Below are 20,314 nucleotides of genomic sequence, written 5' to 3'. Positions count from 1 at the left end.
GTGAACCGGTGGCGGACGGGCAGGCCGGTATAGCAACAGAGGGCAGCAGCTCCGTGGCGAACACTGGAAAACCCACCCGACCAGGCAACCCTGTGTACCATGTACTGACCGAACATGGGACTTACTCTGACGATAACTATTGTGAACCGGTGGCGGACGGGCAGGCCGGTATAGCAACAGAGGGCAGCAGCTCCGTGGCGAACACTGGAAAACCCACCCGACCAGGCAACCCTGTGTACCATGTACTGACCGAACATGGGACTTACTCTGACGATAACTATTGTGAACCGGTGGCGGACGGGCAGCCCGGTATAGCAAGGGGCAGCAACTCTGTGGCGAACACTGGAAAGCCCACCCCACCAGTCAGCCCTGTGTACCATGTACTGACCGGGCATGGGACTGACTCTGACGATAACCATGGTGAACCGGTGGCGGACGGGCAGCCCGGTATAGCAACAGGCAGCAACTCCGTGGCGAACACTGGAAAACACACCCCACCATACAGCCCTGTGTACCATCTACTGACCGAACATGGGACTGACTCTGACGATAGCTATAGCGAACCGGCGGGTAGGCAACAGATAGCAGCAGTCCCATGGCGAACACTGGGAAAGAGATAAAAAGTCCCCTGCTCACAGCCATGCCATGAACCCAGCCTTTTCCAGTGTTTCCTACATAAGCTTTCAGTGAGGCCAGCGCGCGGTGAAAGCGATTATTCCAGCGCATAGTCTCCAGCCACTCATGTGGGTCAATACCCAGGAGGCTGTCCGAGAATAGACTGCCCTACCGGCAACTGCGCCTGCGTTGCTCTATCTCCTGCATCCATGCAGTCGTGCGGCAACTGCTCCTGCGTTGCTCTATCTCCTGCATCCATGCAGTCGTGCGGCGACAGCAAATTGGTCTGAAAATCCGCTTTTGTTCGGCAAATAGACCCGCTATTCACCTCACAAAACCGAATTTTTATCCTCAATTTTCTGTCGTCCTCGCTACGGGGTCGCCTAGACGGGCGCTATTCTCGGACAGCCTCCTGGAGCGACAAAGGACAGCGGGAGCACTTATGAAATATCCGGTTTAAGCGGCTCCGCTACTCTTGGGCATATTCTTCGACGCGCATCAGCTCTGCCTTGCTCAGCTTATTACCCGCAAGATAACACCGAACCAGGTGCGGGCCAGAGAACAGCTGCGATCAGCGCTGAAAAATTTCCTTGGTGTCCCATTTTTTAGCTCCCATTTTTTAGCTCCAAAGCCTCTCAACGATATCCAGTTATCAATAAAATCCATTTTGGTCGGGTTATAAATCCATAATGGTCGATTCTATAATCCATATTAGTCTAAACTAAAATCCATATTAGTCATGACTGGATTGCTATGGACTACATACCAAGAGCCATTGAGCGTAATTTGCGGGAATGCTTGAAGGATACGCCGGTAGCCATTATCACCGGTCCCCGGCAATCTGGCAAAACGACCCTTGCGCGGCATCTGCTGGAGACACTCAAGCCTGAGGGTTCCGGCAGTTATCTGACCCTGGACGATGAAAATATCCTGACGGTTGCCCGCAATGACCCTATTGGTTTGCTGCGTAATCAACCAAGTCCGGTCATTATTGATGAAATTCAGCGGGCTCCGGAATTGATTCGCACTATCAAACTGCTGGTAGATGAAGATCGTCAACCCGGGGCTTTTATCCTGACCGGTTCCGCTGATCTGATGACGCTGCCGGCGTTGGCTGACTCACTGGCTGGCCGGGCAGAATTTATTACCCTGTGCCCATTCAGTCAGAGTGAGTTGAAGCAGAGGCCTGCTGACAGGCAGGAAGAGCATGATATTATCCACCAGCTATTGTCTCCGTCTTCGGATTTTACTCCCCCGCCCGGGTCGCTGCTTGAGCTTGACCAGGTTATTTCGGCCATAGCTTGTGGTGGTTATCCTGAAGCAATACAGCGTTCTTCCAATCGTAGGACCCGCTGGTATAGATCTTATACCGATGCCATTATCCGGCGGGATATCAGAGAAGTTTTTCAGTTGCAAAAGCTGGACGAAATGGCGCAGCTGCTTAAATCACTGTCTTCTATTTCTTCTGAGGCGCTGAACTATGCAAGTCTTGGTAAAGCGATAAAAATGGATAGCAAGTCTGTGCAAAAATACGTTGCAGCCCTCGAAAACCTTTACTTGGTCAAGCGAGTTCCCGGGTGGCATCGGAATGATCTCAAGCGGGCAATTAAGCAGGCAAAGGTTCATTTTGTGGACACTGGGCTGCTGTGTTCCCTGCGAGGCATAAGTGCAGCGGCTATTAAAGCTGACAGAAATCTTATGGGATCGTTGATGGAAACCTGGGTCTGCTCTGAACTGCTGAAGTCTATCGCCATCAGCGATCAGGACTGCCAGCTTTTTCACTATCGCGACAAGAGTCAGCGAGAAGTGGACTTTATTCTGTCAGGGCATAATGGCCAGGCCACAGGCATTGAGGTCAAGGCAGGCATGACGATCAAAAAAGAGATGTTCGCGACTCTGGAAATGCTCATGGCAACGGGCAGTATTCAGCGGGGGATAATTGTTTACAACGGTGATAAGGTGCTGCCCTTTTCAGAAAAACTGGTGGCGTTGCCGGTAGGGTGCCTGTTTTGAATATGAGTCGTATGTCGTGCAAAAAACGATTTTGGGGGCTTTTCGGATGTAAATCTTCTCGTCTGTCTCGGTTCTGTGTCTTGAGTGTTGCCCTTCATGATCGGATACCCCGTCATTAAGCCTGGCTCTTGATCACATCTCCCCAGCACTAAATTGGCGAGCTATCTGCCAAGTCTTGATCCGATCTTGCTACGACTGTCTGGGCTAAGTAATTAAATAAGAGTTCGCCATCCTGATCCCTGATTACTGCAAACTACAGTTAATTTTTCATTAAAAATTAACTTTTTATCTATTAAAAAATAAATAGTACTGTATTTTAATGTATGAAAAAGTATGAAAAGTCGATTATTGTTCTATAATAAATACAAAGTAACCGCTTTGGATGACTTTCGATAAGCATGGACAGATTACTTATTACCCAGCTATTGAACTGGAAGAATCAGCCAGAGCGCAAACCTCTGTTACTGGATGGTGCCCGCCAGGTGGGTAAGTCTTATCTGATCGAAGAGTGTTTTGGCAAAGACCACTTCCGTCGGGTTCTTAAGCTGGACTTTCTGGCTAATCCCAACCTGGCAGGGCTGTTTGGTGCCAATCTGAACCCACAAGACATACTTCTGAATATTGAGCTGGAACTGGGTGTTGATATTGACGCCAAACATGACCTTCTGTTTTTTGATGAAATTGGCGAGTGTCCTGCAGCGTTAAGTTCGTTGAAGTTCTTTGCTGAGCAGCGCCCGGATCTTTACCTCTGCGCGTCTGGCTCAAATGTTGGTCTGCTGAACTCGTTTCCGGTTGGTAAGGTAGAAGCTCTGGAGCTGTTCCCTATGTCTTTTGAAGAGTTTGTCATGGCATCGGGAAACGAGAAAATTCTGGAAGCCTTCAGGCGAGGACTCCAGATTCAGGCCTCTCACAATAAACTGTGGGATTTGCTGCTGGATTATTATTTTGTCGGCGGCATGCCTGAAGCAGTAGAAACCTGGTTTGCTGATGGGGGAAAGTTCAGTGGCATTAATGAGCGATGCAGCCGGATACAAAACATCCACCGGAGTCTATTATCCGGCTATCTTCGTGACTTTGGTAAATATGGCGGCAAGGTCAATGCACAGCATATAGAAAGGGTCTTTCGTAATGTGCCGTTGCAACTATCCAAAAACATGGATGCATCGGTTAAACGTTATCGGTTTAGCGGTGTGATCGAACGTAAACGCAGTTATCTGGATTTAAGCAGCCCTATTGAATGGTTGGAAAAAACCAAATTGGTTTCGCGCTGTTACCCTATTGACTGCGAACCTCAATCGCCCTTGTCTGCCTACCGGAAAGACAATTTTTTTAAACTGTTTCTGTTCGATATTGGGTTATTAGGACATATGCTTGACATCAGTTATCAGGAGCATCTTCAGCAAAGTTATGAGTATAAAGGTTATCTGGCTGAGAATTTTGTTCAGAATGAGTTAAGAGCCACCGGCTGTTATCCGACCTATTCCTGGGACTTCAGGCAAGCTGAAATTGAGTTTCTTTTCAAAACCAATAATGGCGAGATCATCCCGGTGGAAGTGAAATCTGGCAAGCGCACACGGGCAAAGAGCCTGAAGACTTATATAGCACGGTACAAACCTGCTCGAACGGTCAAATTAATTGGCTCTGTAGGAGGTACTGAGCAACCCGGGCAGAACATAACCTGGCCTTTATATTATGCAGGCAGGTTAAAGACTTTGTAGAAAATTGACTTTGAGGATGGAAGATAAAAAGTACGTATGAGCCAAGCCCTTGTGCACAGTTGAAAATGTTCTTCCAGCATCAGTTCGGTGCTGGTCAATGCGCCCTCCACCCAGCCTTGCAGATCGGAATAAGAGTCACCACAAATGTGAATGGGTAAACCGGGCAGGTGGCGCATACGCTTTTGAGTAGCCAGGCTCTTTTGTCCGGGCTTCCACAAACTGTATCCTCCCCCATAGGGGTCTTGAGACCAATCCATGTAGGCCGCAGTGTAAGGTTTCGGAATGTATTTCAAGTCATGAAGCGCCTTGAGTTCCTTTTGGGCTTGCATAACCTGGTTATTGGTGGCCCGGTTCTCGTTCGGAAGAGGGCTCTGTCCCACAGGAACAAAGGGGTTCTCTGCTCCGGCAAACTCATTCCCCCTGGCCAGGGGATGCCAGTAATCCAGCACCCGGCCATCGGTATAGGCTGCCAGCAACAGGGCGTTGGTGTTGCCAGCTTCACCGGCAGGTCGATCCTCTTCTGTTCCAAAATAATAGGACTGTTTGATCTGAAGGTCAGTCACCGACTTACCCCCCCTAATCCCGAGCACCTTCCACCAAGGGTAAGGGTAGCCAAGATAAAGTTTAATGGCCGGTTTTGAAATAACTGAGTCAATGTCCGACCATATTTCGGGGGTGCGTAAAAGAACTGAGTCCTGATCCAGTAGCTCCAGTGAGCGTTTTGGTAACCCTAAAATGGCGTGCCGGGCATTAACAACCATTCTGGTACCTTGGTCATTCTCGAACACGAGTTTAACCCGGCATCATTGATCAGTTCAATCGCTTCTCTGGACAGCACCCAATCCATCAGACTCCACCATCCGTACTCATAGAGCCTTTTTCCTTCAAGGGTATGGGATTGTCGGAAAGCTCTCCACTCATCAGGGGATGCACGGACGCTTTGAGGAACCAACGTATCGATCACATATTGAATCAGTTCGTCAGGCGTTTTACCCCGCTCATTGAAACTCAGCCGGTAGGGGACTTTATCCGGATCACGAAAGTCCAGGTCACGGAGATGGTGGTTGCGCACAAAAGAAATATTGCCCTGTGTGCCACTGCCTGGAAAGTCCAGAGTGGGTAAGCCCAGAGTGTTGACCAGTTCACGGGTCACTGCATGACTGGAAAAGTAGCGCATGCCCCCCAGTTCTGCCGGTACGTTGGGCATTCCGGGCATCTTGAGGGAGTAAAGACGGCCGCCAATCCGGTCACTCATTTCAAACAGGTCAATTTTCTGGTGTTCAGGAGCCGAAATTTTATCCCTTAAGCGCCATGCTGAATAAGCGCCGCCCACTCCTGCTCCAACAATGGCAATATCTGTCTCGTAGGCTTCCTGATTCATTATTTCTGGATATCCTGGTCAATTGAGACTGGTTGGTTGTTATTAAATCATGGGAGGGACCAGTCTGTTATCCATGCTGCCAGTATGGGGAGCAACAGTGATGACCTTTCTGAAAAAACGAAGTAATCCTGATTGAATCCAGAGTGCATATCTGACTGAAAAAGAGCATCACCAAAGGGGATATCGGCAGGGAAAAATAGTCATTAATGTAAATGATAGTGAGAACAAAACCATTTGCCTTCAGCTGCTCACTGCAACTTGCTGGCAATATAACGGTTCAAACTTACACCGGATTCTGCCGCCGCAGTAGGGCAGTCTATTCTCGGACAGCCTCCTGGCAACACTTTGCCCCTAACGAGGGCAAAAGAAACTTAATGCTTCGGATAACCGGTAATATCCCGAATGGATTTATACAACGGTTGCAGGCGTTTATAGATTTTTTTATAAACCTCATTGTACAAACGATCATACAGCTGCATGGTTGGCAGGTCCGGCTCAAACACATCGCCCACCCGGGTCATTTTATCAATGGCTTCGTTATAGTCTTTATGAATGCCAAGGCCGACACAGCAGTTAATGGCTGCCCCAAGGCCGGAAGCTTCGTAGGTGTGTGGCCGTTCTGCCTCCATGCCAAAAATATTGGCCGTTAATTGCATGGCGGCATCACTCTGGGATCCACCGCCAGAGACTCGTAATCGGGTGATCGGTGTACCGCTGCGTTTTTCAATCTGCTCTTTACCGGATCGCAGTTCGTAAGCCAGTCCTTCCAGAATCGCACGGTAAATATGCGCCCGTTTATGAACATCGCCAAAACCAATAAAAGCGCCTTTGCCTTCTGGGCCGGGTTGACGTACGCCCGGGGACCAGTAAGGCTGCATCATCAACCCCATTGAGCCCGGTGGTACCTGGGTTAACAGGGCATCGAAAAGCTGCTCGGGCTCGACACCCAACTCTTTTGCCTTACGCTGCTCGGCCTGGGCCAGCTCATTTTTAAACCAGCTGACCATCCAGAAGCCCCGATAAATCATCACCTCGGTGTTGTAACGTTTTGGCATCGCCGCTGTGTAGGGTGGAATAAAGGGAACTGTTTCAAAGTATCGGGACGTTGTCGTACTGATGGTGGCTGTGGTGCCAAAACTCAAACAGCCAATATGAGGGTCAACACCGCCAGCGCCCAGTACTTCGCAGGCCTTGTCGGATGAGGCTGCTATCATTGGTAACCCAGCAGGCAGACCGGTATGCTCTGCAGCTTCAGCCGTAATATGACCTAACCGCTCTCCGGGTTGTACCAGTTCCGGCAACATATGTCGTCTGGCGGCCAGCAGTTGCCATTTCAGATCGTGCTTGCCAGCCCATTTCTGGCGGCGATAGTCATAGGGCAGATAACCGGCCACTGAACCACAGGCGTCTTTCATTTCGCCAGTCAATTGATAGGTCAGGTAGCCGGATAAATTCACATAGTAATGGGTCTTCTGCCAGATATCGGGCTGATGTTGTATGATCCAGTTATCGCGGGCTTTGGCGCGCAGATCTTCGATCAGGCTGGTCAGGCCGATGGTCTTGATCAATAGTCCCCAGAGGCCGCCAACGGGCTTTTCCGGTTCGGCTTTACGCTGATCCATCCAGACAATGGCGGGTCTCAAAGGTTTTTTATCTTCATCCAGGTTAATCATGGTGTAGCGCTGTGTGGTCAGTGCCATGCCTTTGATCTGCCCGGGCGCTACAATGCCCTGGTCCCATAACGCTTTACAGGCTTTTCCAAGTTGCTGCCAATAGTAGTCAGGGTGCTGTTCTGCCCAGCCGGGGTGTTGTGAAAAATAAGCCTCCAGCGCAACTTTGCTTTTGGCGATCTCATTACCGGCACTGTCAAATACCAGGGCCCGAATGCTCTGTGTGCCATTGTCGATGGCCAGCACATAGTCTGAATCACTCACTACACACTCACTTCTTGTTTCTTATTATCGAGTATCAGCGTTATTGCGCCGTTTCGGAATACTGTAATAAGTGTTCCAGATGGATTGATAACGGGTGACTTCCTGTTGCCACTGCTGCTCGCTCCAATCCAGTTCTTGCTGGCAGATGGCCTTGATTCTGTCGGCAAAAATCAGGCCTCCCTGTTCCAGCAGCAAGCCCAGGCGGGTACGGCGGAGCAGAAGATCATCCAGGTGCACAACGGCTTCATTGCCTGCCGACCAGCGCAGCTCGGCCCAGAGGGCACGGGCACCGGGAATAACGTCCTGTTCATCGGGTTGGAGCTGTGCCAGTAAACGATCAGCATCCATGCCGTAATGGCCCCGGATACGTTGCTTTGAATAGTCCGGCAGCTTGTTAAACAGAGAACTATCAGGCTCGTATTGAGTAAACATCTCCGCGCCGGTATCACTGAAATCAAAGCCGGGCAGGTACTCTTCAGCTGCTTTTAAGACATCCAGGGCAATCAGTCGGAAGGTGGTCAGTTTGCCGCCACTGATGGTCACCAGTCCGTTATCGTTCCAGATACTGTGGTCACGTTTTTCTTTCGACGGGTTCAGTGTCCCGGAGCTGACCAGCGGGCGCACACCGGCCCATGAAGAGATAATATCCTGTTCGGTTAACCCGGCTTTCGGGAACTGGGCACTGGCGGCTTTCATCAGGTATTCCAGTTCATCACGGGTCATGGCTACTTCATGGTTGCCAATAGTGCCGTTGTCCAGGTCGGTTGTCCCGACCACGGTTCTGCCTTCCCAGGGGTAAATAAATATGGGTCGTTTATCATCCGGGTGCATGGCGGTGTATGACTGAGCCACCGGCAGTCGCCAGCCAGGTACGACAATATGGCTGCCACGGGCAGGGCGAATATGCTGCTCTGAGGTCATCTCACCCCGAAGTTCATCCCCCCAGGCACCTGTGGCATTGATCACCACGTTGGCTTTCACCGGAGTTATCTGACCGGTTTCGGTATCCTTCAGTTGAGCACCCGTCACCTGACCATTGTTTTTAATCAGCGCATCGACACCAACATAATTTATTACCGTAGCACCGTCTTTCTGAGCTTCGCGCAAAACCCGGATAACCAGGCGTGAGTCATCGGTAATGGCATCGGCAAACTGGGTGGCACCGAGCAGGTTGTGCGCATTAATGAGCGGGCTCAGGTTTTCAACGTCGTGTAATTTATGAAACTTACGGTAACGCTTACCGGCAAAAAAATCATAAATACGCAGCAGAATATTAAAGACCAGCGGCCCTGGAAACCCACCTTTGTAATGGGCCATCAGATAGCCCATTGGATCAACAAGGCCGGGCGCTTCTCTCATCAGGCGTTCCCGTTCGGAAACTGAGTGCATGGTGGTTTTGATATCGCCGGAAGCGATGTAGCGAAGGCCGCCATGGATCATTTTTGATGAGCGGCTGGAGGTTCCCCAGGCGAAATCCTGACGATCAACCAGCAGCACCTTCAGGCCCCGGCGTGCGGCTTCACGGGCAATGCCAGCACCGGTGATGCCGCCACCGGCCACAACGATATCCCATTCCTTGTCAGTATTGTTTTTTAACGCTTCCAGTAACTGATTCCGGTTACCTGTCTGCCAGGATTTCTGCCACATGGGTTGGGTACCTGATAAATTCAATGAAGTGAGCAGTTATTCGCTGTCCTGGAGTAACACGCCGGGGTTCAGTCGTTTATCCGGGTCAAAGTCATGCACCAGGGTGGCAATCATCCGCATCCCCAGCTCACCTTTTTCTGCCGGCATATAAGGCGCGTGGTCACGGCCAGTGCCATGCTGGTGGGAAATGGTGGCATAGCCCCGGGCAATCACTTCGGAGGTTTTGGCCTTCAGCTTTTTCCAGCGTGCCAGAGTGGCTTCGTAGCTGTCAGCGCAGCGGAAGAAATAGGTGGTATAGATACTCGACCCCTGACCGTAGATATGGGAGAGGTGAGAGAATGCCATGACATTTTCCCCTTCGTCCTTTAAGGCGTTTTCCAGGCTTGCTTCCATCTGATGCATCAGGCCATCCACATTTTCCCAATCGGTGGCGGTTTCCAGTGTATCGACTGCGATGCCCCTGGCCCAGGTGGTTTCCCGCAGATAGGGGAACTTGAAACGGCCATGGGCCCAGATGGTGCCCATGATATTGGCCAGTGCACCACCAACGCCGCCATGTTTTTTCAGAATCTTGCTCAGCTGTTTCAGGGCTACTTTATTTTGGTATTCAGAGCCGGTCACGCCAAAGGTCAGCATGCATCGATTGTCGTCCAGCCCGCGAAAACGCAGATAGCCATTTAGCAGTTTGAACTGGGTCAGTGAGGTACCAAGATGAGCGTGGGCACGGGCCTCTTTAGCGTTGCTGACCCGCATCATGGAGAGCGGGATCTTCTGCTGTGCAACTTCCCGGGCGACGGCTTTACCTGCCTGCCAGTTCGGCATAAAGCAGACCATAAACTTTTCTTCTTCTGCTGCACGTTGTACGCGTACTTTCACTTCGGTAAAGATACCCAGGCGGCCTTCGGTGCCCATGGTGAGCTCCCGAATGTCCGGCCCTGCGGAAGAGGCGGGAATCGAAGGAATGTCCAGTGTGCCCTGCAGGGTTTCCATACGGCCACCGGCAAACATCTGTTCAATTCGACCGTAACGGAGTGACTGTTGGCCTGAAGAGCGGGAGGCGATCCAGCCACCAATGGTGGACAATTCCCAGGATTGGGGGTAGTGCCCAAGGGTATAACCCCGTGCCTGCAGTTGTGCTTCAATCTGTGGTCCGGGAGTCCCTGCACCAAAGGTGGCAATCTGGCTCTCTTCATTCAGATCCATTAACTGGTTCATATGGCCCATATCAATGGTCAAAATGGCCCTGGTATTTTCCTGCGGCGTGATGTGACCGGCAACGGATGTTCCACCGCCATAGGGAATCACAATAAAATCGTGCCGGACCGCAAGGGCAAGAAGTTCGCGAACCTGTGCACTGGTTTCCGGATAGGCGACACCGTCCGGAAAAACCCCAAAATCACCACTGCGCATGGCCAGCCAGTCCGGAAAGCTCTGGCCACGGGCATGGCGAACCCGATCTTCTGCAGCAGTGATAATCAGTGGATGTTCAGGCAGGCGGGTTGGCGGTACCTTGGCTATCACGCTCTTCAGGGTGGCATCTTTCAAGGGGGTCGGTTCGCCGATAATACGGCGAATCAATGCATCCCCGTGGTCGGAGACTTCTTTAATGTAACTCTCATCACCCCAGCCATTCCAACGGCGCATGGTCTACCTCTGTTCTTTTTATTCTGCTAATGCTAATAACTGCCATGTAGAGCCAGGAAGCAGCTAACGCTTTTAAACTGACAACGGTGTCTGTTTTTAGAGTCGCTAATGTAGCAAGTTGGAGTGTGATATTTCAACAATCAGCAAGGAGGGAGCAAACCATAAGTAGCTAACCATATGAAATCGTATATTTCTGACTCCTTGTGCTGGCACTCTGCTTCGTTACAACTCCGGTCACATAGCTACGGCTATGCTCCCTCCGTTGTGCCTCGCATAGTACCAGCCCAAGTAGCCAGAAATATTCGATTCCATATGGCCAGCTACTTACAATATCGTTAATGGCAAAGACTCCAATGTTTATGATTGAGTGGAGTGGTAAGCTTAATGCCTGGTCTTAAACAGGAATGTTAAGCGCCATCAACCCCAACGCCCATTGGCCGATGGCCTGTTACAACCTATAACTCAGGGCCATCCAATGAATGAACTGATTACCACACTTCAGGCAACTCCCCCTTCAACCTGGCAAATCCTCTCTTTCTGTGCCCTGGCTTTTGCCCTGTTTATGTCATTGATACCCGGCAAATGGGATCCCACCCGTTTTATCAATGATAAGGTGAAACATGTACTCACCTTTATGGTGCTGTCTCTGCTGATCGATCTGGCATTTCCAGCGGCCAGCGTCTGCTGGTGGAAACCGGCAGGGCTGATGGCGTTTGGCGTGTTTATCGAGGTCTGTCAGCACATGACCCGTTATCGCCGTTTCAGTTTTGGCGATATTATTGCCAATGGGGTGGGTATCGGGATTTATATGGGGATCAGTCTCGGTATTGGTACATTGGTCGCCTCTGAAGGTAGTTGCCAACCCTGGCCTGAATGTATGAGTGTGTTGTTTAACCTTTAGCCATCGAAAAAGTGAACCTGGTCCTGGCAGGGCCAGTCACCTGTTTCTGTGACCATAAGCTGACAAGGCTCTGGTCAGCATGGATTTGCCATTGTTTTCCTGGTGTAAAGTCTGCAAAATCACCGGACATCAATAACAATAAACAAGAACAAGGATTTCATCCATGTATCAGGCCCTTGTCGGGATAGGTCTTCCTGCCGCCCTTATCCTTATCATGATCGGTGTTGGTTTAAGTCTTACTTTTAACGATTTTACCCGGGTTTTTGCCCAGCCCCGTGCCTTCCTGGTAGGGATAACCTGTCAGATGCTGTTGTTACCTGTTATCGCAGTACTGATTATTGACCTGGCCGGACTGAGTGGTGAGCTGGCCATTGGCCTTTTTATCCTGGCACTCTGCCCCGGGGGAACCACATCCAACCTCTACAGTTTTTTGGCGAAGGCCGATGTCGGTCTGTCCATTTCATTAACGACCGTTGCCGGGTTTATCACCACCTTTACCGTACCGCTGCTGGGAAACTGGGCGATTTACCACTATGCCGGTGCAAACTCTCAATTTGAATTGCCGGTGTTGATTACCTGGGTCAAGTTGATGGCCATTACCATTATTCCGACGTTGATCGGTATAGGGATCCGTCTTCAGTGGCAGGGCTTTGCCGAGAAAGCAGAACCCTACGTCGGTAGGCTGTCTGCCGTCATACTGATACTGATGATTATCAGTATTGCCTGGGAACTGGGTGAGAAAGTCATGTCTTATCTGCTGCAGGCAGGCTTTGCCGCCCTGGCCCTGAATGTGCTGACCATGGCGCTGGGCTATCTGGTGGGGAAATGGCTGGTGGATAATGAACGACAGGCCAGAACCATCAGTCTGGAAGTGGGTCTGCAAAACGGAACATTGGCTTTGCTGGTCACCGTTACCATTCTGGACAGTGCCGCCATGTCTATTGGCCCCAGTGTTTATAGCCTCCTGATGCTTGTTACCGCATCGCTGTTCACTATGGCGGTATTGAGAAAGGATAAAACCGTTCAGGGAAAGGCGGTTACTTCCTGAGGGAGTGACTTTCCGGGCATCTGTTTAAATGAATCAACAATAAAAATGCACAACGGCTATTTTGATGTTTGAACTTATAGGATTAGTAAGCACTGTTTTATGTTGTCTGTTGCTTCTTTCTATCGCAATCTGCCAGGGCGTTCACTTAAAAAGAAGTGCACTTCGGTTGCCCGAGGCCAGTGGTAAACGGCTGCAGGCCAGAGGCTCGGATTGTTCAATTGTTCATGTGGGTGAAAGCCCTGTCGCCGGGGTGGGGGTGGCAGAGATAAGACAGGGGCTGACCCACCAGGTTATCAGGAACCTGACTCAGGATCGGGGCGTTGAGTTTGATTGGGAAATACTGGCAAAAAATGGTGCCAGAGTGTTCGACTCATTAACCTTTGAGGCGACCATTAAAGAACCCGATCTCTTGATCATCAGCTTTGGCGTCAATGATACCACCAGATTTACCTCAGGTTCGGAATTCAATAAAAATATGCAGGCGTGTGCCCATCGCTTTGCTTCTGACAATACCCGGGTATTTATCACCTCAATTCCAAAGATCAACCGGTTTCCCCTGATTCCAGCCCCGTTAAGCTGGTTGTTGGGAGCAAAGGCATACTTGCTGGACAGGCAGTTGCAGAAGCTCTGCCAGCAGGAGGGGTGGACGTATATCCACAGTGATACGACTCCCGACGCTTCGTTGATGGCGGAAGATGGTTATCACCCTAATGAGTCGGGGTGTCAGGTCTGGGCGGGGATCATTGCGGACAAGATAATAAGTAGCTAACCATATGAAATCATATATTTCTGACTCCTTGTGCCGGCACTAGGCTTCGTTACAACTCCGGTCACATAGCTACGGCTATGCTCCCTCCGTTGTGCCTCGCATAGCACCAGCCCAAGTAGCCAGAAATATACGATTCCATAAGGCCAGCTACTTAGATACCCGGAACCACAGGGTTTAACGATCAATTAATCACTAAGTATTGATACGTATCAATATGCGTATTGATAATTTTTTTAATAATCAGCCTGTTGATTGGTCATTGACCGTCACGATTCTGTCATCTTTTCAGTGTTAATCTGCCCTTGTTGATAGCATTAACAACACCAATAAAAGTGATCGTGCACAGTCAGAATAAAGAACGGAAACTATCATCCGCAATGTTGAGAATTGAGAAATATACGCTCAGAGATGGGCAGGCAGGTTGGCAGGCGCATCTGGTAAAACCTGATTGTTCCAAAATACACGAAACTCGTCGTTTTAGCTATTCAGACTATGGCGACCTTGCGTTTCAGGAAGCATTAGACTGGCTTGAGCGTCAGTACTATCAGCCCGCTGGCAATGATGCCGGTGATCAATGCCCGGTGCTGGCTATAAGCGAATCACACTGAGTTTTTTCTCTTCAGGGAATGAAGTGTTTGCTATGGATGGCAACTTTTCCCGAGAGAAAGAAAAACCATTTCGCCACAAATCTTCATCTCTTGCGTTGCATTGCTTATTTTTCCCAGTTAGGTAGAGTTAGAAGCGCGTATAAGCAAATATACATTGCCTGAAAAAAAGGGGGTAGCACATGTCCCGGACAATAAAAGGCTTGATAACGGCTATTATGGCAACAGCATCGTTGCTGACCAATACTGCGGCAGCAGCCCAGAATGATAACCATGTCTACGCCGGGTTGGGCTGGACGGTAAAGCATGGCTGGATACCCTCAGCCATTGTCGGAGTTCGCAGCGTTGATGTAGATGGTATTAAGGATGTAACCGGTGTTGATCTTTCCCTCTCTTATCACTTCACCGATGGCTTTGATACGTTCCTGCTGAAAGGTTTTCGGGGTGAGATTGACTGGCAGGCGGAGTTAGGCGCTGGCTATGATTTTCAGGGGCAGTCTCTGCTGGTTATCGGTGGTGTGCAGGGTCGTCTGGTTAATTATTCCATGGATGTCTCTCTGAATGGTGATATTGATGCTGGCCTGACAATCAATAGCATTGATAAATATGACTGGGAGCCATAGTTATTAAATTGACCATAAAATCCTCAATGGCAGTTGACGGCGTTCGGAAAATAGGGATAATACGCCTCCACTGGCTCAGCGCAACACCGGTTGCAGTAGCGGTGAGTTAACGGGGTATAGCGCAGTCTGGTAGCGCGCCTGCTTTGGGAGCAGGATGTCGGGAGTTCGAATCTCTCTACCCCGACCATATCAGGTAAAGCCCATGCTCTTGAGTATGGGCTTTTTTGTTGCCTGAAGTATATTCCGCAACCAATTTGCGGAAATCACCACTGTAAAAAGATTGGTGGTTTGCTAAAGTATCAACCGTTCCGGTATGGCGGTGTTTCAAGAAGTATCACTGTTCATGATGTCCGGAACACTGTTTTTATTCATAACCTGGTTATGAATTTCGGGGTATAGCGCAGTCTGGTAGCGCGCCTGCTTTGGGAGCAGGATGTCGGGAGTTCGAATCTCTCTACCCCGACCAGATTTGTTTTTTATTGGCCAGCATCATGCTGGCTTTTTTTTATTTTCAGAGATGTCGCCTGAGTTTTAAGTCATCAGTTGCTCTATCACATTCACTTCATCATCCGTCAGTGGCGTCTGCAGACAATTCAGATCCTGTTGCATGTGTTTTGCATCACTGGTGCCTGTTAAGACAATCATTCCCATTTTTAATGCAGCCTGAAAAATGACCTGTGGTCCGGTTAATCCTGTCCTCTTCATAATGGTCTGAAATTCAGGCATTTCCAACAGTTGGGTGTTGGCCGTCAGTAACGAAAACCCCTGGTAAAGAATATTATGTCGATGGCATAGCGCACGTATATTGGCGTCCCATCCGGTTCTGGCAAAGCAGCGGTTCTGCACCAGCATGGGCTTGATCGCTGCATGGTGGCTCAGGAGCTCCAGCTGTTGGTGATTTACATTGCTGACCCCCAGAAGTTTGATTTGGCCGGACCGGTGGAAGCCTTCCATTGCTTCCCAGACAGCAAAGTCCCGGTCACTGAGTCCATGCGACCGGGATGGACCATGCAGCAGATAAGCATCAAGGTAATCCGTGTTCAAGTGCTCCAATGATGAGAGGAGGGACTGCTCAACCTGAGTTTTGGTATCGGCTTCAGGATGGTAGGGCAGACGGTTGTCTTGCCCTTCAGCGTAGGTGAATTTTGTTTGCAGGAAGAGGTCTTCACGGCACTTGCCACTGGTTTGGTAGAAGTTTTGCAGTGCTTCACCAACCCCGTGTTCAAAATAATGTTTGCGCTGGTTGGCAGTGTCTATGGCTGTGAAACCGTTATTCAGGGCTTTCAGTGTCAGCCCGGAGGTGGCCTGTTCTTTCCAGGCCGTGCCGTAGATAAAACGGGGAACACGGGTATCGTGCAGCGTAAATGGATTGGTTTCCGGTTGTTCGGTCATCTCCTTGTCTCCCCTGGAAATTATTGACGATATTATGACTTGTCTGGATTCGGTTGAGATTTACTTTAGCCCAGAGCGGGGCTCATGACATAATGTCGGCTTGGGCAGAAACTTTCCGAGGGTATTCCAGGAGGCTGCTTCAGGTTTTTTGCAGGCAATGTTGCTTTTCAGAGGTGGTGCTTTCAATCAATGAGCATGTTTACGACAGAGCTTTTTAAAAGCAAACCCTATCGGTTAGGCCTCACCCTGTCCGGTGGCGGGGCAAAATGCATGGCTCAGATTGGGTTGCTGCAGTACCTGAACGAGCATGGAATCGAGCCGGATATTATTTCCGGTGCCAGCGGTGGTGCGATGGTCGGTGCTCTGCACAGTGCCGGATATGCACCGGCAGAGATTCTGGACTTCTTTGTCTCGACCCGAATGTTCAGCTTTCGAAACCTGTCGTTTAATGCGCTCGGATTGATTGACTCAGAGAAGATCGCGAAAAATTTTCAGGCTTATTTCCCGGAAGATAGTTTTGAATCATTGAAAAAACCTCTGTATGTGGTTGCTACTGATTTGAACAGAGCGCAGCAGACGGTATTTAACAGTGGTCCACTGATTAATGCTTTAACGGCATCGTCCGCTTATCCTGGCATGTTCACCCCGGTTAAATGGCAGGGGACCGTTTATGCGGATGGCGGGATTATCAATAATTATCCTTCAGACCTGATTCACGACCAGTGTCGCCATCATATCGGGATGTACCTTGCCCCAATGATGTCCAGGCCCTGTGAGCATTTCGCCAACACCTTTGATGTGCTGGACAGGGTATTTCAGATTTACAGTTCTGCCCGGCAGTTGTCCAATATCAACTTGCCGGAGGTGTCATTGGCACCGGAAGGTATCGAGGACTGCAGCGCTTTTATGGTGAAGCCGGATCAGCTACGGTCTATCTATGACATGGGCTACCATTCCAGCAGAAAATACTTCGAGAGCGAAGGTGCCCAATGGCTGAAGACCATGAAAGGAGGAACGCAAAAGCGTTCCTCATGGTTTAAATTGCCGATAGGCTCTGATACTCCGTAAGTACGAAGTGGTCAGTCATGCCGCCCACATAGTCCAGAATCAGTCTTGTCCGGAAATACCATTCAAGATCGTTCTGTTCAGCGGGAGAGTGCTGTTCCTGACGCATTTGATGCACTGCCCGTAAATAGGCCGCTTTATACTTCCGGGACAGGCGGTGATTGAGTCGATGCTCGATAAAGTGCTCGCTATCATCCAGGTTATCGAGGTTTGAGAATGCGGTGCCGGGGAGTTCCAGAATTGGGCGATAGATATCCAGTAAGCCCATCAGGGCCGCATATCCCCGAAGTTCCGGTGTTTCTTTTTCCTGACTACTGAACACATGTCGTATGGCGACGGTTTTCAGTGTTTTCAGCGCCAGATGCTGGTTTGAGCCGCCATCAATTAATGGTTCATCCAGCGTCCCGTGAAAAACTTCCGTATGCTTCTGCAGGTATCGGTTCGCAGCATAGCTGACCAGATCCCGGACCAGCTGTGAGCGTAGATGGCGAATAAAGTTCTGTGGGTTATCTTTGGCAACATTTTCTGCGGTTTTAATGATATCTGGCAGGTATTGGCTCTTTTCGCCGGTGAACTCCTGCCACACTTCTTTCAGCCAGAAGCTCAGGCCCCTGAATGACAGAATGCCTTTATCAACAGCATCTTCCAGATCGGCAATGCAGTATGAGATATCGTCTGCTGCCTCCATGATGTAGACCAGTGGAAAGCGACAGTTCTCCTGTATCTCAAGATGTTTCCAGATGTCCTGGATAAGGTGCTGTTCTGAGTAGTAGAAGCCAGGTTTTTTCTGGCGGTAAGCAAATCCGCTTGTCAGGTTCTGATAAGGTGCCCGGGTGTATTTGATGGTGGCGGCCAGCTGTGACCAGGTCAGGTTGAGTCTCTGCAGGCTGTGAATGATGCGCAGCCCCTGGGCGTTGCCTTCAAAGACTGACAAATCCGGTAACAGTACCTGGTAGAAAAGTTCTGAGTGACCGGTTTGGCCATTGACGGCGGATTGTCTGGCCATTGCCTTGTCATGGCAGGCTTTGCCATGATCCTGAACCCAGCGGCTGAACGCGGCTTCACCAAAATGGCCAAAAGGTGGGTTACCTACGTCGTGTAGCAGGCAGGACATTTCTACCAGATTGGTAAAGGCTGTTTCGATACCTTTCAGACCGAGCTTTGCCAGTTCCCCATGTTGTTTTAGTTGATCCAGAATGGTTTTGGCCAGATAGCGGCCCGTTTGCTGAACTTCCAGTGAGTGGGTAAGACGACTGCGGACGGCTGCATTGGTTTCCAGTGGGTAGACCTGGGTTTTCTGCTGAAGCCTTCGCAGGGCCGCTGACTGAATAATACGACCCCGGTTACTCTCGGTCTCGGTAATCAGGTCCTCTGGCCGGGCGCAGGTTACCGGCTCAGGGCGATCGCAGGTCAGTTTCTTGAGGTAATCCAGAGGAGCCATAGGCTTGGTAACCGGGAGTTTGGAAGTGTTCAGATTACCATATCTTTCGGCTGATCGGTGAGTAGCATGATTTGCCACGTTGATCAGTGACCGGGCATGAATATCCGGATGCAAACCTGCTAATTGGTTTTGAGTTTCATTATGGCCGGGTCAGTTATTCCAGGTGATTTCAAGCCACTACTGAAGCTACGTACTTTTTTGTTTTCAATTTTATCTTGGCGGCTAATTGCTTTGCTATAACTACAGCTCCCTGATAAGTCTTTATTTGAACCTGAAGTTAAATTGTGGAAGAGAAACTAATGATAATGTTCTTTGTGTTTCTTCTTTTCTTACTCTTTCCGGGTGAAAAAGCTGAAGCCTATGATTTCTATTCTTATATTCCTTTTCTCTACAAAGTTCCGGAGGGGAGTGTGGGTGTATTCAGGAATGGAAACCAATTTTATGATGATGTCTATCCTGCGGGTGTTTATCCAATCTGGCCTTCTGATGAAGGGTTTGTTACCAGCATTGTGCCGGAGAAGGCGGCTGTTACGGACATCCTCTGTATTACTGCCGATGGGATAATCATTACCTTTCCCCAAATTACCGTTCATTACCAGGTACATGAACAACATATATTGAGCCTGGTTAAAGGCTATGGACTTGATTTTGTTAACCCCGTTATAAAAGACCCTGTGAAACCGGGGGTTGCTCATTTGTGCAGGGCGCTGAACGCTGAAGCGGTTTACTTTGATGAATTTGCACCATTTAAGGCGATTCTGGGCCGTTATCTGGCAGAGGGGCAGAGGGATAAAGGCACCGGAATATCGATTTGTCATCTTGACATTGAATACCCCCGGGTGCCGGATGTCATTATTGAAAATCATGCTGGCCATAATCCAGATCACAAGCCCCAACCCCCGATAACTTGTGAACCGCCTTATGAGATTTTCTACACACTGGAAAATGAGCAAGAAGCCATCAATCGCCTCTGTGGCTCTGTCAGGCAACCTGATGATGAACCTTACCCGGAACCTGTTTCGGAAGAGGATTCAGTAATTTCAGACGGGCATTCAACCATAGTTCTGGAACCTTCTGTTTCAGTTGCTGAAGACGAGGTTACCGGTGTACTCAGCCCCGCAGAGGAAGTAAACACGGATGATAACGGGCGGAGAGATTATGAGGTACCTCAGGAAGATCTACCAATTTCGTGGGCTGAGGAGCCATTTATTAATGGTCAGGACTCTGATGGTGAAGATGCCCGGCCTTCAGAACACAGTCGGGATTCCAGTTCAGAACCTATGGCGGAGTTGAGTGTTAATACCGTGCCAGTGGACAGTTCTGATGTTGTGACAGAGCTGAGCCGGAATCTACCATCAGGATTGGTTGATCAGGTGTCTGATCAGGAAAGGAGTAAGGAAAAGCTGTATCAGCAGATGCAAGACTCGAAACACCTTTGGAAAAATAACAATAGCCGACTCTACCTGGGCTGGTAAGAAAACCGATGAATGCTCGCCAAATGATGAATTATGCTGTATA

Annotated in this window: 17 protein-coding genes and 2 tRNA genes; 12 read left to right on the top strand and 7 right to left on the bottom strand. The window is 49.7% G+C overall.

All coding sequences use genetic code 11. The features are described 5' to 3' along the window. The 3 genes from J7439_RS20850 to J7439_RS20840 all read left to right on the top strand — a co-directional run. On the top strand, positions 1–620 hold a 620-nt coding region (locus tag J7439_RS20850; protein WP_209203926.1), incomplete at its 5' end, for a hypothetical protein. 748 nt (positions 621–1,368) lie between these two features. Next, positions 1,369–2,628 carry an ATP-binding protein gene (locus J7439_RS20845; protein ID WP_209203925.1) on the top strand — a complete coding sequence of 420 codons (1,260 nt, stop codon included), beginning with the start codon at positions 1,369–1,371 and terminating at the stop codon, positions 2,626–2,628. 398 nt (positions 2,629–3,026) lie between these two features. Beyond that, on the top strand, positions 3,027–4,346 hold the full coding sequence (locus J7439_RS20840; protein ID WP_209203924.1) for an ATP-binding protein: 1,320 nt from the start codon (positions 3,027–3,029) through the stop codon (positions 4,344–4,346). Here the strand turns inward: J7439_RS20840 and J7439_RS20835 are convergent. The 5 genes from J7439_RS20835 to J7439_RS20815 all read right to left on the bottom strand — a co-directional run bounded on the left by J7439_RS20835 (position 4,319) and on the right by J7439_RS20815 (position 10,952). After that, positions 4,319–5,107, bottom strand: a complete 789-nt coding sequence (locus J7439_RS20835; RefSeq protein ID WP_209203923.1) for a flavin monoamine oxidase family protein — start codon at positions 5,105–5,107, stop codon at positions 4,319–4,321. The genes J7439_RS20840 and J7439_RS20835 overlap by 28 nt on opposite strands. Continuing rightward, on the bottom strand, positions 5,077–5,727 hold the full coding sequence (locus J7439_RS20830; RefSeq protein ID WP_209203922.1) for an FAD-dependent oxidoreductase: 651 nt from the start codon (positions 5,725–5,727) through the stop codon (positions 5,077–5,079). Before J7439_RS20830 ends, J7439_RS20835 begins: the two co-directional genes overlap by 31 nt. A 371-nt stretch (positions 5,728–6,098) precedes the next feature. Next, positions 6,099–7,661, bottom strand: a complete 1,563-nt coding sequence (locus J7439_RS20825) for an FGGY-family carbohydrate kinase (protein ID WP_209203921.1) — start codon at positions 7,659–7,661, stop codon at positions 6,099–6,101. A gap of 24 nt (positions 7,662–7,685) precedes the next feature. Beyond that, complete coding sequence (locus J7439_RS20820) at positions 7,686–9,308, bottom strand: glycerol-3-phosphate dehydrogenase/oxidase (protein ID WP_209203920.1); 1,623 nt, start codon at positions 9,306–9,308, stop codon at positions 7,686–7,688. Between the two features lie 36 nt (positions 9,309–9,344). Further along, complete coding sequence (locus tag J7439_RS20815) at positions 9,345–10,952, bottom strand: FAD-binding oxidoreductase (RefSeq protein ID WP_209203919.1); 1,608 nt, start codon at positions 10,950–10,952, stop codon at positions 9,345–9,347. A gap of 475 nt (positions 10,953–11,427) precedes the next feature. Here J7439_RS20815 and J7439_RS20810 point away from each other — a divergent pair, with 475 nt between their 5' ends. From J7439_RS20810 to J7439_RS20780, 7 genes are all read left to right on the top strand, one after another. Next, positions 11,428–11,853 (top strand): VanZ family protein, encoded by a 426-nt coding sequence (locus J7439_RS20810; protein ID WP_209203918.1) that lies wholly within the window; start codon positions 11,428–11,430, stop codon positions 11,851–11,853. Between the two features lie 163 nt (positions 11,854–12,016). Further along, positions 12,017–12,901, top strand: coding sequence for a bile acid:sodium symporter family protein (locus J7439_RS20805; protein ID WP_209203917.1), 885 nt, complete (start codon positions 12,017–12,019; stop codon positions 12,899–12,901). A 166-nt stretch (positions 12,902–13,067) separates the two neighbouring features. After that, positions 13,068–13,670 carry an SGNH/GDSL hydrolase family protein gene (locus J7439_RS20800; protein WP_209203916.1) on the top strand — a complete coding sequence of 201 codons (603 nt, stop codon included), beginning with the start codon at positions 13,068–13,070 and terminating at the stop codon, positions 13,668–13,670. Between the two features lie 377 nt (positions 13,671–14,047). Then, positions 14,048–14,278: a hypothetical protein gene (locus J7439_RS20795; protein ID WP_209203915.1), complete on the top strand. Its 231-nt coding sequence runs from the start codon at positions 14,048–14,050 to the stop codon at positions 14,276–14,278. Positions 14,279–14,457: 179 nt separating this feature from the next. Next, a complete protein-coding gene (locus J7439_RS20790) occupies positions 14,458–14,898 on the top strand; it encodes a hypothetical protein (RefSeq protein ID WP_209203914.1) in 441 nt (146 codons plus the stop codon). A gap of 110 nt (positions 14,899–15,008) precedes the next feature. Then, positions 15,009–15,085 (top strand) — tRNA-Pro (locus J7439_RS20785). A gap of 202 nt (positions 15,086–15,287) precedes the next feature. Next, positions 15,288–15,364 (top strand) — tRNA-Pro (locus tag J7439_RS20780). A gap of 65 nt (positions 15,365–15,429) precedes the next feature. On the opposite strand, the gene J7439_RS20775 is transcribed toward J7439_RS20780, so the two are convergent. Continuing rightward, on the bottom strand, positions 15,430–16,290 hold the full coding sequence (locus tag J7439_RS20775; protein WP_209203913.1) for an aldo/keto reductase family protein: 861 nt from the start codon (positions 16,288–16,290) through the stop codon (positions 15,430–15,432). Positions 16,291–16,479: 189 nt separating this feature from the next. Here J7439_RS20775 and J7439_RS20770 point away from each other — a divergent pair, with 189 nt between their 5' ends. Then, positions 16,480–17,358 carry a patatin-like phospholipase family protein gene (locus tag J7439_RS20770; protein ID WP_209203912.1) on the top strand — a complete coding sequence of 293 codons (879 nt, stop codon included), beginning with the start codon at positions 16,480–16,482 and terminating at the stop codon, positions 17,356–17,358. On the opposite strand, the gene dgt is transcribed toward J7439_RS20770, so the two are convergent. Next, positions 17,327–18,796, bottom strand: a complete 1,470-nt coding sequence (gene dgt, locus J7439_RS20765; RefSeq protein ID WP_209203911.1) for a dGTPase — start codon at positions 18,794–18,796, stop codon at positions 17,327–17,329. The genes J7439_RS20770 and dgt overlap by 32 nt on opposite strands. A 284-nt stretch (positions 18,797–19,080) precedes the next feature. Between dgt and J7439_RS20760 the strand changes: the two genes are divergently transcribed. Beyond that, the gene (locus tag J7439_RS20760) at positions 19,081–20,271 is read left to right on the top strand and encodes an SPFH domain-containing protein (RefSeq protein ID WP_209203910.1); all 1,191 of its coding nucleotides are present in this window, start codon (positions 19,081–19,083) and stop codon (positions 20,269–20,271) included. Positions 20,272–20,314: the final 43 nt, after the last annotated feature.

It is taken from the genome of Salinisphaera sp. G21_0, from assembly GCF_017744115.1.
Lineage (GTDB): Bacteria > Pseudomonadota > Gammaproteobacteria > Pseudomonadales > Endozoicomonadaceae > Endozoicomonas.
Note: the sequence above shows the minus strand (reverse complement) of the source record. Positions and strands in the feature narration are given on the sequence as shown.